Below are 16,246 nucleotides of genomic sequence, written 5' to 3' on the forward strand. Positions count from 1 at the left end.
TCCGCATCGCCCCTGGTGCGCCTACCAGGCGATGAGCTTGTGCGGCGTGACCTCGATGAGCACCGAGTACCGCTCGGCCATGGTCGCCGTCGTGAGGCCGAGCCGCTGGAGCCACGCGTCGTACTTCGCCGTGTACGCCTCGCCGATCCGCTCGACCCAGGTGCTCGCGGGCTCCGCCGAGATCGCCGCCGTGCCGCGCAGCACCGTGAGCTGCTCGCCGTCGTGCCCCGCCTCGAGGTGGAGCAGCACGCGCTCGTCCGCGCGGAGGTTTCGCACCTTCGCCGTCTCGGGCTCGCTCATGATGAGCGCGCGGCCGTCGCGCCACAGGAACCAGATGGGCACGGCGTGCGGGTAGCCGTCGCGACCGTTCGTGCCGAACCACGCGACCTGCTCCGTCTCCAGGCGCCGCCGGGCACGGGCGTGCACCTCGTTCGCGGGGTCGAAGACGAAGGGCTCGGCCATCAGGCCTCCTCGGGCTCGCCGCTCAGGAGTCCGCGCAGCCAGTCGCGCGCCTCGACGAACACGTCGTCGGCGTAGCGCTCGGGATAGCGCACCACGGCGCGGTCGGCGCGCGGGTACGACCCGAGGAAGGTCACCCGCGGGCTGAAGCGGCGGAGGCCCATGAGGGCGTCGGCCATCCGCTCGTCCTCGAGGTGCCCGTCCGCGTCGACGACGAAGCGGTACCGGCCCAGCTCGTCGCCGATCGGGCGCGAGGCGAGCAGCGACAGGTTGATGCCCCGCGTCGCGAACTGCTCGAGCATCTCCAGCAGCGCGCCGGGGTGGTCGTCGGGCAGCTCCACGATGAGCGAGGTCTTGTCGGCCCCGGTCGGGGGTGGCGGCGCGACCGTGCGGCTCACGAGCACGAAACGCGTCACGGCGTTGGCGTTGTCGCCGATGTTCGAGGCGAGCAGTTCGAGCTGGTGATGCTCGAGGATCCCGGGCGGGGCGATCGCGGCATCCGCATCGCTCGATCCTTCGAGCAGGCTCATCGCGCTCGCGACGTTGCTCGCGGCCGGCACGTGGGCGTGCGCGGGCAGCTCGCGCGAGAGCCACTGCAGGCACTGCGCGTAAGCCACCGGGTGCGCGGCGATGAGGGCCACATCCTCCAGGCGCGCGCCGGGGCGCCCGACGAGCACGAACTCGACCGGGACGAGGTACTCCCCCACGATCCGCAGGCCGGGAACCGTCGCGAGGGCATCCTGCGCGGTCGACACCCCGCCGTCGACCGAGTTCTCGATGGCGATCATCGCGGCGTCCGAGCGGCCGTCGACGACGTCGGCGAGCGCCTCACCGACGTTGCGGACGGGGCGCCACTCGTGGCCGCGCGCCTCGGGCACCTGCGCGAGCGCCGCCTCGGTGAAGGTGCCGGCCGGGCCGAGAAAGCTGTAGGTGCGGCGGACGGGAGCGGATGCCGCGACGGCGTCGACCTCGGAAGTCACGCGTGCCAGCCTATCCGCGTTGAGCATTCCGTCCGGCCGCCCACGAGGAGCCCGCTGCGACCGCGGAAATCCGCAGGTGTCCCTGCGGCCGCCGCGCGCCGGCTGAATGCCGAACGCCGCCGCCGGTGCCGCACCCTGGCAGTTCGCAGGACCGCAGCGCCTGGACGTACCGCCCGCAGCGTGTTCCGGCGGTCGCGGAATCGCACCGGCCGAATCGATCCTGCGTACGGTACGCGTCATACCCGGTCAAGCTTGTGCACGCGGGCGTGCGGACAGGCAGACTGGACCACATGAGTCGCGCAGGACAACCCGCCGAGGCATCCGATCTCATCGACATCGATGAGCTGATCTCCGCCTACTACGACATCAGCCCCGACCCCGCGGTCCCCGAGCAGCGCGTCGCCTTCGGCACGAGCGGCCACCGCGGGTCGTCGCTGTCGGCCAGCTTCAACGAGACGCACATCCTCGCCACGACGCAGGCGATCGTCGACTACCGGCGTTCGCAGGGCATCGAGGGGCCGCTGTTCCTCGGTCGCGACACCCACGGGCTGTCGCTCCCCGCCGAGCGCAGCGCCATCGAGGTGCTCGTGGCCAACGGCGTCGACGTGCGGGTCGACTCGCGGGACTCCTGGGTGCCGACGCCGGCCCTCAGCCACGCGATCCTCACGTACAACCGGGGGAAGGATGCCGCCGACCCGGGCCGCGCCGACGGCATCGTCGTGACGCCGAGCCACAACCCGCCGCGCGACGGCGGCTTCAAGTACAACCCGCCGAACGGCGGCCCCGCCGACACCGACGCGACGGGCTGGATCGCGAACCGCGCGAACGAGCTCATCGCCGCACAGCTCGAAGGTGTCGCCCGCACGCCGTTCAAGGACCTCGACGCCGACACCCTGGGTCAGTACGACTTCCGCGAGGCGTACGTCCGCGACCTCGCGAACATCATCGACGTGGAGGCGATCCGGAACGCCGGCGTGCGCATCGGTGCCGACCCGCTGGGCGGCGCCTCGGTGGAGTACTGGGCGCTCATCGCCGAGGTCCACGGCCTCGACCTCACCGTCGTGAACCCCGACGTCGACCCGACCTGGCGCTTCATGACGCTCGACTGGGACGAGAAGATCCGCATGGACCCGTCGTCCCCGTCGGCCATGGCCGGCCTCATCCGCCGCCGCGAGGAGTACGACATCCTCACCGGCAACGACGCCGACGCCGACCGGCACGGCATCGTGACGCCCGACGCGGGGCTCATGAACCCGAACCACTACCTGGCCGTGGCGATCGACTACCTGTACTCGCATCGACCGCAGTGGCCGGCGGATGCCGCGGTCGGCAAGACGCTGGTGAGCTCGATGATCATCGATCGCGTGGCGGAATCGCTCGGGCGCCCGCTGCTCGAGGTGCCCGTCGGCTTCAAGTGGTTCGTGCCCGGGCTGCTGGACGGATCGGTCGCGTTCGGCGGCGAGGAGTCGGCCGGGGCGTCGTTCCTCCGCACCGACGGCACGGTCTGGACGACCGACAAGGACGGCATCCTGCTGTGCCTGCTCGCCGCCGAGATCCTCGCTGTCACCGGCAAGACGCCCTCGCAGCGCTACGCCGAGCTCGAGGTCGCGTTCGGCGCCTCGGCGTACCAGCGCGTGGATGCCCCGGCATCCCCCGCTCAGAAGGCGGCACTCGGCAAGCTCGCGCCCGAGGCCGTCACTGCGACCGACCTCGCCGGAGAGCCCATCACCGCGAAGCTCTCGCGCGCGCCGGGCAACGGCGCCGCCATCGGCGGGCTCAAGGTGCAGACCGAGCACGCGTGGTTCGCCGCGCGCCCGTCGGGCACCGAGGACGTCTACAAGCTGTACGCCGAGTCGCTCCGGGGCCCCGAGCACCTTGCGCAGGTGCAGGCCGAGGCCCGCGAGGTGGTGTCGCAGGCGCTCGCCGGCGCCTGACGCCGAGCGCGGCGCGTCAGGCGCGCCGGCGGCGAGCGAACGAAAAGCGCGAACCCACCCGATCGATCGGGTGGGTTCGCGCTTGTGCGTGAGGCTGCGGACGCTGCCTCCGCGCCGGTTCAGCGGGTGACGCCGCGGCGACGCGTGAACAGCACGTAGAGGCCGAGCACGATGATCGAGCCGAGGATCGAGCCGATGATGCCCGAGGGCTGCAGGAAGCCGCCGTTGGGGTCTGCGCCGAAGAGCAGGTAACCCAGGAAGCCGCCGACGAACGAGCCGACGATACCGAGGACGATCGTCAGCAGGATGCCCATGCTCTGCTTGCCCGGGATGAGGGCGCGAGCGATGAGTCCGGCGATGAGGCCGATGATGATCAGGCCGAGAATGGTCCAGAGCATGATTTCCTCCCTTGTCTCCTGGACACTGCGGGGGGTGCGGTGTCCCTTTCGAGATGCCAAGACGCTAGCGCGGGGTGTGAAGACGCGGTTGCCCCTACCGCTCCGGCCTCGGAAGCGGTACATTCCCGCACGTGCGAGATCCGGGGAAGCGTTTTCCATTGCAATGCGCCACAATGAGGGGATGCCCGACTTCACCCTCGAACGCGCCGACACCGAGCTGGTCGTGACCGCCGCCGGCATCGACATCGCCCGCTACGCCTTCGAGCCGGGGGGTGCGGTCTTCGAGGGGCCGAAGCCGTATCTGCACCCGCTGCGCGCGCTCGACGGCGCGCCGCTCACGGCGTTCCGGCCGTGGGACCACCGCTGGCACAAGGGCCTCCAGATGACCTGGACGCACGTCTCGGGCCAGAACTTCTGGGGCGGCCCCACCTTCCAGCGCGAGACGGGCTACGTGCCGCTCGACAACGTGGGCCGCATGCGGCACGACGGGTTCACGACGGTGACGGATGCCGCCACCGAGGTGTCCTTCAGCGAAGAGCTCACCTGGATCACCCAGGGCGGCGAGCAGTGGGTGGCCGAGACCCGCACGCACCGCTTCCACGGGCTGGACGCCGAGCGGGGCCTGTGGCTCCTGGACTTCACGACGACGCTGCGCAACATCGCCGACCGCGACCTCGAATTCGGCAGCCCGACGACGCAGGGCCGCCCCGCCGCCGGCTACACCGGCTTCGTGATCCGGATGCCGCGGGCCTGGACCGGCGGCCGGGTGCTGGCGGACGGGCTGCCCGACGACGCCGGCGCCGACGCCGTGATGGGTTCCGCAGCCGGGTGGGTGGCCTTCTCGGGCGAGCACGACGAGCTCGACGGCGGCGGCACCGTGCTCGCTTTCGCCGGCAAGGCGACCGCGGGCCCCGGCATCCGCTGGTTCGTGCGCAGCGAGCCGTTCCCGATCCTGGCGCCGTCCCCCTCCTTCGCCGAGCACATCACGCTCGCGCCCGGCGACGAGTTCTCGCTCGCCCACCGCCATGTGTTCGGCGACCGGGTCTGGACGCCCGACGAGACGCGGGCGCTCGCGGCCGAGCTCGCCCTCTGACCCTGCGCCGGCGCTCGCTCCTCGAGGCATCCCCGCGCCGCGCGGGGGCGTTTCGTCTCGCTGCGCTCGCTCAACGACCGGCACCTCCCCGATGAGAGCGGACGGCGGCGCACGCCGCTTCCGCAGGAGAACCGGGGCTCTGCAGGAGCCGAAGGTCCGAAGGGCTCCTGCAGAAGCCCGGTTGACCTGTTGAGCGACGGTCACCGGCCGCCGGGCCGGCCCATCCGTGCGCCCCCGGAGCGCACGCCGCTTCCACAGGAGAACCGGGGCTCTGCAGGAGCCGAAGGTCCGAAGGGCTCCTGCAGAAGCCCGGTTGACCTGTTGAGCGACGGTCACCGGCCGCCGGGCCGGCCCATCCGTGCGCCCCCGGAGCGCACGCCGCTTCCACAGGAGAACCGGGGCTCTGCAGGAGCCGAAGGTCCGAAGGGCTCCTGCAGAAGCCCGGTTGACCTGTTGAGCGAAGCGGCCGGCCGACAGGTGGCCCGGCCCGAGGAGGCGCCGGTCGTTGAGCGAGCGAGGAACGAGCGAGACGAAACGCCCCGAGCCTCGCGCAGCCTCAGGCCGGCGTGACCTCGAGGTCCGCGCGGACCGGGAGGTCCCACGCCGACGGCCCGGCGGCGAGCGCGTAGCGCCCGGGCTGCACCCGGAGCGCGCCGGCGTGGAGCCAGTCGTCGACCGCGCCGTCGAGGCGCAGCGCGTCGTCCCACACGGCGAGGCGCGACACCGGGAACGACAGCTCGACGTCGCGGACCTCGCCCGGAGCGAGCCGCACCCGCGCGTACGCGACGAGCAGTCGGCGCGGCGTCGGGATCGCGAGGCCCTCCTCCGGCAGCGCGTAGACCTGCACGAGCTCCTCGGCGTCCCGCTCCCCCGTGTTGCGCACCCGCACCACGGCGTCGACCGTCGTCTCGTCGGCGCGCGCCGCGAACACGGCGTGCCGGTGCGTGGGCGCAGGGGCGGGGGCTGCGGCATCCGTCACCGTCACGGACTCATACGAGACGGAGGTGTAGGTGAGGCCGTGCCCGAAGGCGAACGTCGGCGGCTCGGCCTGATGACGGTACGTCGCGCCCTGGCGCAGGGTGTCGTAGTCGAACAGGTCGCCGGCCTGCTCCTCGGTCGCGAGCCAGCTCTGCGACAGGCGCCCCGACGGCTCGCGGTCGCCCGACAGCACGTCGATGACTCCGCGGCCGAGCTCCTGCCCGCCGTGACTCGACCACACCACGGTGTCGACATCGATCCCCGACAGCACGTACGGGTAGCTCGAGACGACCGTGAGCACGGCACGGGAATTGGCCTCGCGCGCGACGCGCCACAGCTCGGCCCAGGCCTCGGGCAGGCGCAGGTGCGGGCGGTCCTCGGTCTCGCGGCCGTTGAGGTGCGGGTCGTTGCCCACCGCTACGATGACAGCGTCGGCGCGTGCCGCCGCCTCGGCCACCGCCGAGGCGCCCGAACGCACCATGCGCACGCCGAAGCGCTCGGCCTTGTCGAGCGTGACCGCCTCGGCCGCCAGCAGGCCCACGTCGCGGAACACCCGCAGCCACCGGCCCGAGCCGAGGTGCAGCAGTGACCACGTGCCGTCGGCGTGCACGTGCTTGCGGAAGCTCTCCTGCACGACCCACTCGCCGACGCGCGTCGCATCGGCGCGCACGGGCCAGACACCTCCGGTGAGCAGCAGGCCGCTCGCTCGGGAGCGGAGGGTCAGGATGCCGTCGCCCCAGTCCGTCACGTCGAACAGGGCTCCGTCGACGGCGGTGTCGGCGGACGCCTCGACGACCGAGCCGTCGGCGCTCGCCACGACGAAGCGGCCGTTCGAGGTGGCCCGGAGCGCGATCGTGTCGGCGCCCGTCACCACCTCGGCCGCGCCGAACCGCTCGCCCGCGGCCGCGCCGATGCCGACGGCGTACGGCGGCGTGCCGGCGTACCAGTCGGTGAGCACGAGGTCGGCGAGCGGGCCGACGACCGCGATGCGTCCGGCATCCGAGAGGGGCAGAACGCCGGCGTCGTTCCGCAGCACGACGACCGAGCGCACCACCGCCTCCCGGGCCAGCTCGCGCGCACCGGGGCCGTCGATCGCGTCGGCGCCGATGCCCGCGTACGGGTCGGCATCGCCGTCGAACTCGCCGGTGCGGATCCGCAGCTCGAGCAGCCGCAGCACGGCGCGGTCGACGTCCTCGGTGGTGAGGAGACCCGCGGCGAGCGCTTGGGTGACGTACTCGATGGTGGGCGCGGCGTTCGCCTCGTTGTCGGTGAACGAGTCGAGCCCCGAGCCCACCAGGGCCGCCGCGGCGTGCACGTGGTCGGGCTGCGAGCGCTGCGTCGTCACCAGGAAGGTCGGGGCGCCGGCATCCGACACCACCGCGATCGACTCGTCCGCCCACGTGCGCGCTTCGGCCACGAGCTCGGGCTGCGTGTGCGCCGGGATGCCGTTGACCCGGTTGTACGCGAGCATCATGCCGCCGGCGGCACCGGCCTCGATCGCGTCGCGGAAGGCGGGCAGCTCCTCCTCGTGGAGGGTGCGCAGCGACATCTCGGACGACGTCGTCGAGCGGTCGGTCTCGTTGTTGTAGGCGAGGAAGTGCTTGAGCGCAGGCACCGTTCGCCACACGCGCGGGTGGTCGCCGCGCAGGCCTCGCGAGTAGGCGGTGCCGAAGATCCCGGTGACGTGCGGGTCTTCGGAGTACCCCTCCTCGTTGCGACCCCACCCGGGGTGGCGCAGGGTGTTGACGACCGGCGCCCACACGTTGAGGCTCACCAGCGGGTTCTCGGCGCGTTTGGCGCGCACCTCGACGGCCGCCACCTCGCCCACGCGCTCGACGAGGTCGGTGTCCCACGTGGCGGCGAGACCGACCGGCTGCGGGAACACCGTCGCGCGACCGAGCCACGCGGCGCCGTGCAGCGCCTCGCAGCCGGTGCGCCATTCGGCGACGCCCAGGCGCTCGATCGCCGGCGCCGCCTGGTGCAGCATCGCGATGCGCTCCTCGGGCGTCAGGCGGTCGAGCAGGTCGCGGGCACGCGCGGCCAGCGGCTCGTCGGCACGGCGGAACACCGGCGGCGCGACCTCGGCCTGCGCCTGCCCGGCCTGCGCCTGCCCGGCCTGCGCCTGCCCGGCCTCGTCGTGCGCCGGCGTCCGGCCGGCCGCGTCGGCCGCGTCCGTCGGGTCGGTGGTCGTCGTGTGCGTCGCGGTGTCGCTCATCGCGCGCCCTCCTCGTCGAGTGTGATGCGGATCTCGCCGGATGCCTCGGCCTGCGCGGTGCGCTCGCCCACCTGCAGCGCCCACGGGGCGCGGGCGTCGTCCGAGCGTGCGATGACGGCGTCGCCCTCGCGGCGCACGCGGAACCGGGTCGGAGCGGCGCCGTCATGCCCGGGCACCACGGTCACGGCGTCGTAGCCGTCGGGGAGCTGGAAGCAGCGCAGGGTGACGCCGTCGGCCCAGTCGTAGTCGGGGCGGTCGTCGACCGCGCCGATCGGCAGCACCGTGCCGGGACGCACCCGCAGCGGCACCGAGTCGTACGCGTGGGTCTCCCTCACCCACCGGCGGCCGTCCGACACCGAGCCGTCGAGGAGGGAGGTCCACTCCCCCTCCGGCAGGTAGTACTCGACGCTGCCGTCGGCGGTGAAGACGGGTGCCACCAGCAGCGAGCCGCCCAGCATGTACTGGGTGTCGGCGTCGAACCCCGAGCGATCCTCGGGGAATTCGAGCACCATCGGCCGCATCATGGGGATGCCGTCGGCATGCGCCTGCTCGGCGGTGCAGGCGAGGTAGGGCATGAGCCTCATCTTCAGCTTCGTGAACGCCCGGGCGATGTCGACGGCCTCCTCGTCGAAGGCCCACGGCACACGCACGGACGAGGAGCCGTGCAGCCGGGAGTGCGAAGACAGCAGGCCGAACGCGAGCCAGCGCTTGAAGACGCCGGGGTCGGGCGTGCCCTCGAACCCGCCGATGTCGTGGCTCCAGTAGCCGAAGCCCGACATCGCGAGCGAGAGCCCGCCGCGCAGCGACTCCGCCATCGACAGGAACGTCGAGTCGTTGTCGCCGCCCCAGTGCACCGGGAACTGCTGCGAGCCCGCGGTCGCCGAGCGCGCGAACACGACCGCCTCGCCCGCGCCGCGGTGCTGCTCGAGCGCCCGGAACACCACCTCGTTGTAGAGCTTGGCGTAGTAGTTGTGCATGCGGTGCGGGTCGGAGCCGTCGTGCCACACCACGCCGTCCACCGGGATCCGCTCGCCGAAGTCGGTCTTGAAGGCGTCGACGCCCTGGTCGAGGAGGCCCTGCAGCTTCGCGACGTACCAGTCCGCCGCAGCCGGGTTCGTGAAGTCCACGAGCCCCATGCCCGCCTGCCACATGTCCCACTGCCACACGCTGCCGTCGGCGCGCTGCAGGAGGTAGCCGTTGTCGGCGGCCTCACGGAAGAGCGCCGAGCGCTGCGCGATGTACGGGTTGATCCACACCGAGACGTGCACGCCGCGCTCGTGCATGCGCGCGATCTGCCCGACCGGATCGTGGAAGGCCCGCGAGTCCCACTCGAAGTCGGTCCACTGGAACTCGCGCATCCAGAAGCAGTCGTAGTGGAAGACCGAGAGCGGGATGTCGCGCTCGGCCATGCCGTCGACGAACGCGCTAACGGTGTCTTCGTCATAGCTCGCCGTGAACGACGTCGTCAGCCACAGCCCGAACGACCACGCGGGCACCCGCGCGGGGCGTCCGGTGAGGGCGGTGTACCGGCGCAGCACGTCCTTGGGCTCGGGGCCCGCGATGACGTAGTACTCCAGCGACTCGCCGTCGACCGAGAACTGCACGCGCGAGTTGACCTCGCTGCCGACCTCGAACGAGACGTTCGCGGGGTGGTCGACGAAGACGCCGTAGCCGCGGCTGGTGAGGTAGAGGGGGACGTTCTTGTAGGCCTGCTCGCTGGAGGTGCCGCCGTCGGCGTTCCACGTGTCGACGACCTGGCCGTTCTTGACGAACGCCCCGAACCGCTCGCCCAGGCCGTAGACCCGCTCGCCGGGCTCGATGCTCAGCTGCTGGTGCACCCACGTCGGCTCGGTGCCCCCGGCGGCGGTGCCTGCGGTGCCCGCCGTACCGGCGGTGCCCTTCGTGCCGTTCGTCCCCGTCGTGCCGGTGAAGTGCCCGATCGAGCGCGGCAGCGAGCTCGTCAGCACGCGGCCGTCGCTCTCGAAGTCGACGCGCCATTGCCCCGCCGACCGCACCACCCGGGCGCTGAGTGGACCGGCCCGCAGCACGCCCGCCTCGTCATCGACCTCGATCTCGGGCAAGAAGCCCTCGGCGCCGAAGACCTCGAAGTCGGGGCCGCGGTGCACGGCGCCGGCGTGCCGCTCGACGCGGACCTTCACCACCCCGGGCGCCGGCGACGAGAACGTCAGGGTCAGCATCGCTCGGTTCAGGGTGTCGCCGCGGTCGCGGATCGCGGCCGTGGGGGCGTACACGGTCATCGTGCCCGCCTCCCGGTCGACGCGGATGTCGTCGACCTCGACCGCGTACAGCGGGGCGAGCCCCGGCCTCGTGAGCCAGTAGCCATCGGTGAACTTCACTTCGCGTGCCTTTCGATGAGCACCAGGGCGGCGCCGGGGGCGAGCTCGAGCTCGCCGTCGACGTCCGCGTCCGACAGGAGATCCCGGTGATGCCCGGGCACCGACAGGTGCGCCGCCGCATCGCCGTGGTTGAGGAGGAACAGGGCGTCGCCGCGCCGCACGGCCTCGATGCCTTCGGGCAGCCGGCCGCCGGCGAGCGAACCCACGCGCACCGCGCCGGTGACGCCGCCGGCGGCGAGCGCTTCGCCGAGGACGGCGTCGAGCACCTCGTCCGACGGGACGGCGCCCAGATACCAGGCCGTCCCCGCGCCCACCCGGTGACGCGTGATGGCCGGTGCTCCGGCGAGATGGCCGCCGTCGAAGCGCGCGAGCACCTCGGCGCCCTCGGCGCGGAGCCGCTCGCCCAGCACGCCGGCCTCGGGGGCGGCCGGGGCCGCATCCCAGGCGGGCTCGGCGACGAGCGGCGTGGGCGCGTCGGGCAGGCCGACCCACTCCTCGCCGCTCACACCCACGAGGTCGCGCAGCAGCACCGGCGACCGGCCGGTCAGAATGCCCGCGTTCGCGTCGGCGACTCCCGAGAACGGGCCCACGACCAGGCTCGCGCCGGCCTCGACCGCCGCGCGGAGGGCGGTGGCGGCATCCGTCCCGATGATGTACGAGTGCGGCACCAGCACGGCGCGATAGGCCGAGAGGTCGGCGCCCGGACGCACCAGGTCGATCGCGACGCCACGGCGCCACAGCGCGCGGTGCCAGCGGGTGACCTGCTCGAGGGTGCGCAGCCGCTCGGTCGGGCGGGCCGGCTCTTCTGCCGCCCACCACGACTCCCAGTCGAACAGGACGGCGACGGATGCCTCGACCCGGCCGCCGACGACGGGCCGCAGCCGCTGCAGGTCGGCGCCGAGAGCGCAGACCCCCGCGAAGAGCTCGGTGTCGGCGCCCGCGTGCGGGAGGAGCGCGGAGTGGAAGCGCTCGGCTCCCGTGCGCGCCTGCCGCCACTGGAAGAAGCAGATGGCATCGGCGCCGCGGGCGACGGCCTGCAGCGAGTCCAGCCGTGCGCGCGCGGGAGTCTTCGGCAGGTTGTGCGGCCGCCACGACGTGCCGCTGATCGCCTGCTCCATGAGCAGCCACGGGCGCCCGCCGCCGAGCGAGCGCATGAGGTCCTGCACGAGCGCGATGTCGGACGACGACGTCGGCGCCGCGTGGTCGGGGTACTGGTCGTCGGCGATCACGTCGACGTCGCCGGCCCACGCCCACAGGTCGGTGAGCGGCTCGAATCCCATGAAGTTCGTGGTGACGGGCTGCGTCGCGCCGGTCGCCCGGATCGCGTCGCGCTGCTCGGTGAACACGCGCTGCAGCGCCCACGACGTGTAGCGGCGGAAGTCGAGGGACTGCGCCGGGTTGACGAGGTAGGGCATGCGCCGCGGCGGGACGATCTCGTCGAAGTCGCGATACCCCTGCGCCCAGACGAGCGTGCCCCATGCCTCGTTGAGAGCCTGGATGCTGCCGTAGCGCTCGCGCAGCCACAGGCGGAACTCGCGTGCCGCCTCGTCGCCGTAGTCGATCTGGCCGAACTCGTTGCCCACGTGCCACATCCGCACGGCGGGGTGGGCTGCGTACCGCTCGGCGAGGGCGGTCGCGATCGCCGTCGCCCTCTCGCGGTAGACGCGGGAGGCGGGCGTGAACTGGTTGCGCGAGCCGGCGGCCAGCGGCACCCCGTCGGGGTTCACGGGCAGCGTCTCGGGGTGCAGGATGCCGAGCCACGGCGGCGGCGACGCGGTCGGCGTGGCGAGATCCACCGCGATGCCGTGGTCGTGCAGCAGGTCGAGCACCTCGTCGAGCCAGTCGAAGTCGTATGCGCCCGGCGACGGCTCGAGCCGCGCCCAGCTGAACACGCCGACCGTGACGAGGTTGACGCCCGCGCGCACCATGAGCTCGGCATCCTCGCGCCACACCTCGCGCGGCCACTGCTCGGGGTTGTAGTCGCCGCCGAAGGCGATGCCGAGGTCGCGCGTGAGGTCGGCGAACGCCTCGAGTCGACGCGGGGTCGGAGTGGGGACCATGGGGCGAGAACCTCTTCGCTGAGTTTCGTGGGGCGATGTCGGCAGGAGCCGTTCCGAAGGTCTATCGAACTTTCGAAGCGCTTCAACACTGAGACCGTATACTAAGCCTGTGACGATGTCCACGCGCCGCGATGACGCGGCCCCCACCCCTCGCTTCGACGCTCTTCACGAGCTGTCGGCGGCGACGCCGGCCGCGCGCTGGCTGGAGGCGTACCCGGTGGGCAACGGCATCCGCGGCGCCATGTGCGCGGGACTCGCCGGCGGCGACAGGCTGTGGCTGAACGACATCACGGCGTGGTCGGGAAGCGCTGGCGGCCACCCGCTCGCGGGCACGACGACCCGCGGCCCCGATGCCCTCGACGCCGTGCGCACCGCGATCGACACGGGCTCCCTCGACGACGCCGAGTCGCTGCTGCAGGGCATGCAGACGCCGTGGGTGCAGGCGTACCTCCCGCTCGGCTGGATCGACGTGACCGTGGAGACGGATGCCGCGACCCCGGGCTCGACGCCGGGTCCTGGGCGTTTCGTCTCGGTCGCCGGCGCTCCCTCGCCCAACGACCGGGACTCGGACCCGGTCTCAGAGCCGGTCGTTGAGCGAGCGGAGCGAGACGAAACGCCCTCCCCTGACCCGGTCGTTGAGCGAGCGGAGCGAGACGAAACGCCCTCGACGCACGCGCGACGGCTCGACCTCGCGACCGGCGTCGCCACACACGAGTACGCGATCGACGGCGTCGCAGTCCGGCACCGCACCTGGGCGGACCTCGTCACCGGCGCGATCATGCACCAGATCACCGCGAGCGCCCCGGTGCGCGTGCTCCTCGAGGTGGGATCGCTGCTGCGACCGCGCTCATCCGCCCGTGCGGCCGACGGCGACCTCGTCACCGAGTGGTGGCTTCCGGTCGACGTCGCGCCCGGCCACGAGCACCCCGACGAGCCCATCCGGTACGACGAGAGCATCGGCCGCCACGCCGCGGTCGTCGTGCGCTCGGCCGGCCCGTCCGGCATCGTCGACGGCGCCCTGGCGTCCGCCCCGGCCACGGCGCACCTGGTCGCCGTCGCGACGGCGACCGCTCCCGGCCTGCCCGGCGAACCGGTCGACCCCCGCGACGCCGTCGCGCGCGCGACCGACGTGCTGCGCGGCATCCGTCCCTCCTCCGACGTCGCGGCGACCGCCCGTGAGCTGCGCGACGCGCACACCGCAGCGCACAGCGCGCTGTACGACCGCTGCGCCCTGACGCTGCCCGCGGCGGGCGCTGCCGCGCAGGTCGACACCGTCGAGCGCGTCCGGCGCGCGCAGGAGGTGGACGACCCCGCGCTCGCCGCGCTCGCGTTCCACTACGGCCGCTACCTGCTGGTCGCGTCCTCGCAGCCGGGCGGGCTGCCGGTGACGCTGCAGGGGCTCTGGAACGCCGAGCTGCCAGGCCCGTGGTCGAGCGCCTACACCCTCAACATCAACACGCAGATGGCGTACTGGCCCGCCGAGACGACCGCGCTGCCCGAGTGCCATGAGCCGCTGCTGGCGTTCACGCGGCGTCTCGCGACGACGACCGGGCCGGCTGTCGCACGGGATCTCTACGGGGCCGACGGCTGGGTCGCGCACCACAATTCGGATGCCTGGGCCCACGCGGCGCCGGTGGGCGCCGGCCACGGCGACCCGGCGTGGGCGAACTGGCCGCTCGGGGGCGTGTGGCTCGCGCTGCACCTGTGGGAGCGCTACGCGTTCGGCGGCGACGCCGGATCCCTCCGCGACGATGCCTGGCCCGTGCTCGCATCGGCGGCCGCGTTCGCACTGTCGTGGATCCAGGGCGACGACCGCCGCGCCTGGACGAGCCCCTCGACCTCGCCCGAAAACCACTACCTCGATGAGAGCGGGCGGGAGCGCGGCGTGGCCGTGAACGCCACGATGGACGTCGCGCTGCTTCGCGAGCTCGCCGCCGTGTGTCGGGCCGCCGCGGGAGTCCTCGGCCTCGACGAGCCGTGGGTCGCCGAGCTCTGCGCGCGGACGCGCGCTCTCCCCCGCCCCCGGGTCGGGCCCAGGGGCGAGCTCCTGGAGTGGGATCGCGAGCGGACCGAGTCCGAGCCGCAGCACCGTCACCTCTCGCACCTCGTCGGCCTCTTCCCGCTGGCGCAGATCACGCCGGACGAGACGCCCGACCTCGCGCATGCGGCATCCGAATCCATCCGTCTGCGCGGCGCCGAGTCGACCGGCTGGGCCCTGGCGTGGCGGGCCGCGATGCAGGCGAGGCTGGGCGACGGAGCCGCGGTGCATGCGCAGGTGCGCATGGCGCTCCGGCCCGCCGGCGCCGACACCGAGGGCGGGTCGGCGCATCGCGGCGGCGTGTACCCCAACCTCTTCAGCGCCCACCCGCCGTATCAGATCGACGGCAATCTGGGCCTCACCGCCGGGATCGCGGAGGCGCTCGTGCAGTCCTTCGCCGGGGAAGCCGACGCCGACGGAGTCGCGGGTGCGGGCGAGGCGGAGGCGGCTCGCGTGCGGCTGCTGCTGCTGCCCGCGCTGCCGCCGGCGTGGCCCGACGGCGCCGTGCGCGGACTGCGTGCGCGCGGCGACGTGTCCGTCGACGTCGAATGGGCCGCGGGACGGCTGGTGCGCGCGCGACTGACGGCCGGCGCGCGAGCGGTCACAATGATGGTGAGCGGGCCTGACGGCGCGCTCGGGACGTACGACCTCGCCCCGGGGACGAAGTGGGCGATCGATACAGGAGGACAGGGGACGTCATGGTGACGATCGCGGACGTCGCGCAGGCGGCGGGAGTATCGATCTCGACGGTTTCGTACGTCATGAGCGGCAAGCGCGCCATCTCGCAGGAGACGCGCACCCGCGTCGAGAAGGCCATCGACAGCCTGGGCTTCAGCCCGCACGCCGGCGCCCGCTCGCTCGCGTCGCGGTCGACCAACGTCATCGGGCTGCAGGCGCCGCTGCGCACCGGCGTCGACGTGCACGTGGTGATGCAGATCGTCACCGGCGTCGTGACCCAGGCGCGCAAGCACGGCTACGACATCCTGCTGCTGGCGAGCGACGACGCCAAGGCGCTGCAGCGCGCCGCGAAGGGATCGATGGTCGACGCCCTGCTGGTGATGGACGTCGAGTCCGACGACCCGCGCATCGAGACGCTCTCGGGCCTCGGGCATCCGAGCGTGCTCATCGGGCTTCCGGAGGGCCGGCGCGCGATCCCCTGCGTCGACTTCGACTTCGAGGCGGCGGGGTGGCTGGCGGTGGACCGCCTGGTCGCGCTCGGCCACCGGCGCCTCGCCCTCATCGGCTCGCCGCCCGAGGTCATGACGCGGCACACCTCGTACGCCGACCGCCTGGTGCGGGGGTTCCTCGCCGCCTGCGAGGCGAGCGGCGTGACCGGCAGCGTGCACGCCTGCCCGAGCACCACCGAGGCGGTCGCCACGGTCGACGCGGTGATGACGGAGAACCCCGACATCACGGGCTTCTTCGTGCACAACGAGGGCGCGCTGCCGCACGTGGCGGCGACGATCGGCCGGAGTGCCCGGCAGCGCGGCGACGACCTCGCCGTGCTGGCGCTGTGCCCCGACGACGTCGCCCGGTCGGTCCCGGGGCTCGCCGACAGCATCGCGGTGCCGGCCGAGGGGATCGGCGCCGCCGCGACCGACATGATCTGCGAGATCCTCGCCAACGGCTCCCAGCCCGCCGTGCGCCTGCTGCCGCCCGCGCTGACCGGAACGCCCACCGCGCCGTGACGGGCCGGCGCGCACCCCGGCCGGCGTCCGCGGCGAAGGGCAGGTG

10 protein-coding genes are annotated in these 16,246 nt (G+C 73.1%); 4 read left to right on the forward strand and 6 right to left on the reverse strand.

The window, feature by feature from the left end; genetic code table 11:
* Window positions 1–21: 21 nt before the first annotated feature.
* On the reverse strand, window positions 22–462 hold the full coding sequence (locus R8Z57_RS04315) for a pyridoxamine 5'-phosphate oxidase family protein (RefSeq protein ID WP_318352508.1): 441 nt from the start codon (window positions 460–462) through the stop codon (window positions 22–24).
* A complete protein-coding gene (pheA, locus tag R8Z57_RS04320) occupies window positions 462–1,439 on the reverse strand; it encodes a prephenate dehydratase (RefSeq protein WP_318352509.1) in 978 nt (325 codons plus the stop codon). Before pheA ends, R8Z57_RS04315 begins: the two co-directional genes overlap by 1 nt.
* 290 nt (window positions 1,440–1,729) lie before the next feature.
* Here pheA and pgm point away from each other — a divergent pair, with 290 nt between their 5' ends.
* Window positions 1,730–3,373 (forward strand): phosphoglucomutase (alpha-D-glucose-1,6-bisphosphate-dependent), encoded by a 1,644-nt coding sequence (gene pgm / locus R8Z57_RS04325; RefSeq protein WP_318352510.1) that lies wholly within the window; start codon window positions 1,730–1,732, stop codon window positions 3,371–3,373.
* Between the two features lie 119 nt (window positions 3,374–3,492).
* Here the strand turns inward: pgm and R8Z57_RS04330 are convergent, their stop codons facing one another.
* The gene (locus tag R8Z57_RS04330; RefSeq protein WP_318352511.1) at window positions 3,493–3,771 is read right to left on the reverse strand and encodes a GlsB/YeaQ/YmgE family stress response membrane protein; all 279 of its coding nucleotides are present in this window, start codon (window positions 3,769–3,771) and stop codon (window positions 3,493–3,495) included.
* A gap of 181 nt (window positions 3,772–3,952) precedes the next feature.
* Between R8Z57_RS04330 and R8Z57_RS04335 the strand changes: the two genes are divergently transcribed.
* Window positions 3,953–4,864 carry a PmoA family protein gene (locus R8Z57_RS04335; RefSeq protein ID WP_318352512.1) on the forward strand — a complete coding sequence of 304 codons (912 nt, stop codon included), beginning with the start codon at window positions 3,953–3,955 and terminating at the stop codon, window positions 4,862–4,864.
* A 556-nt stretch (window positions 4,865–5,420) separates the two neighbouring features.
* On the opposite strand, the gene R8Z57_RS04340 is transcribed toward R8Z57_RS04335, so the two are convergent.
* The 3 genes from R8Z57_RS04340 to R8Z57_RS04350 are packed head-to-tail and all read right to left on the reverse strand — an operon-like array spanning window position 5,421 to window position 12,474.
* Complete coding sequence (locus tag R8Z57_RS04340) at window positions 5,421–8,057, reverse strand: glycoside hydrolase family 3 C-terminal domain-containing protein (protein WP_318352513.1); 2,637 nt, start codon at window positions 8,055–8,057, stop codon at window positions 5,421–5,423.
* Window positions 8,054–10,414 (reverse strand): alpha-xylosidase, encoded by a 2,361-nt coding sequence (gene yicI, locus R8Z57_RS04345; protein ID WP_318352514.1) that lies wholly within the window; start codon window positions 10,412–10,414, stop codon window positions 8,054–8,056. Before yicI ends, R8Z57_RS04340 begins: the two co-directional genes overlap by 4 nt.
* Window positions 10,411–12,474 (reverse strand): beta-galactosidase, encoded by a 2,064-nt coding sequence (locus R8Z57_RS04350; RefSeq protein ID WP_318352515.1) that lies wholly within the window; start codon window positions 12,472–12,474, stop codon window positions 10,411–10,413. The genes yicI and R8Z57_RS04350 overlap by 4 nt, the downstream gene beginning before the upstream one ends.
* Window positions 12,475–12,589: 115 nt before the next feature.
* Between R8Z57_RS04350 and R8Z57_RS04355 the strand changes: the two genes are divergently transcribed.
* Together R8Z57_RS04355 and R8Z57_RS04360 are read left to right on the forward strand one after the other, a co-directional pair.
* Entirely contained in the window at window positions 12,590–15,217 is a 2,628-nt protein-coding gene (locus R8Z57_RS04355; protein WP_318352725.1) for a glycosyl hydrolase family 95 catalytic domain-containing protein, read from the forward strand.
* Complete coding sequence (locus tag R8Z57_RS04360) at window positions 15,211–16,200, forward strand: LacI family DNA-binding transcriptional regulator (RefSeq protein WP_318352516.1); 990 nt, start codon at window positions 15,211–15,213, stop codon at window positions 16,198–16,200. The genes R8Z57_RS04355 and R8Z57_RS04360 overlap by 7 nt, the downstream gene beginning before the upstream one ends.
* Window positions 16,201–16,246: the final 46 nt, after the last annotated feature.

It is taken from the genome of Microbacterium sp. M3 (assembly GCF_033548675.1).
Lineage (GTDB): Bacteria > Actinomycetota > Actinomycetes > Actinomycetales > Microbacteriaceae > Microbacterium > Microbacterium arthrosphaerae.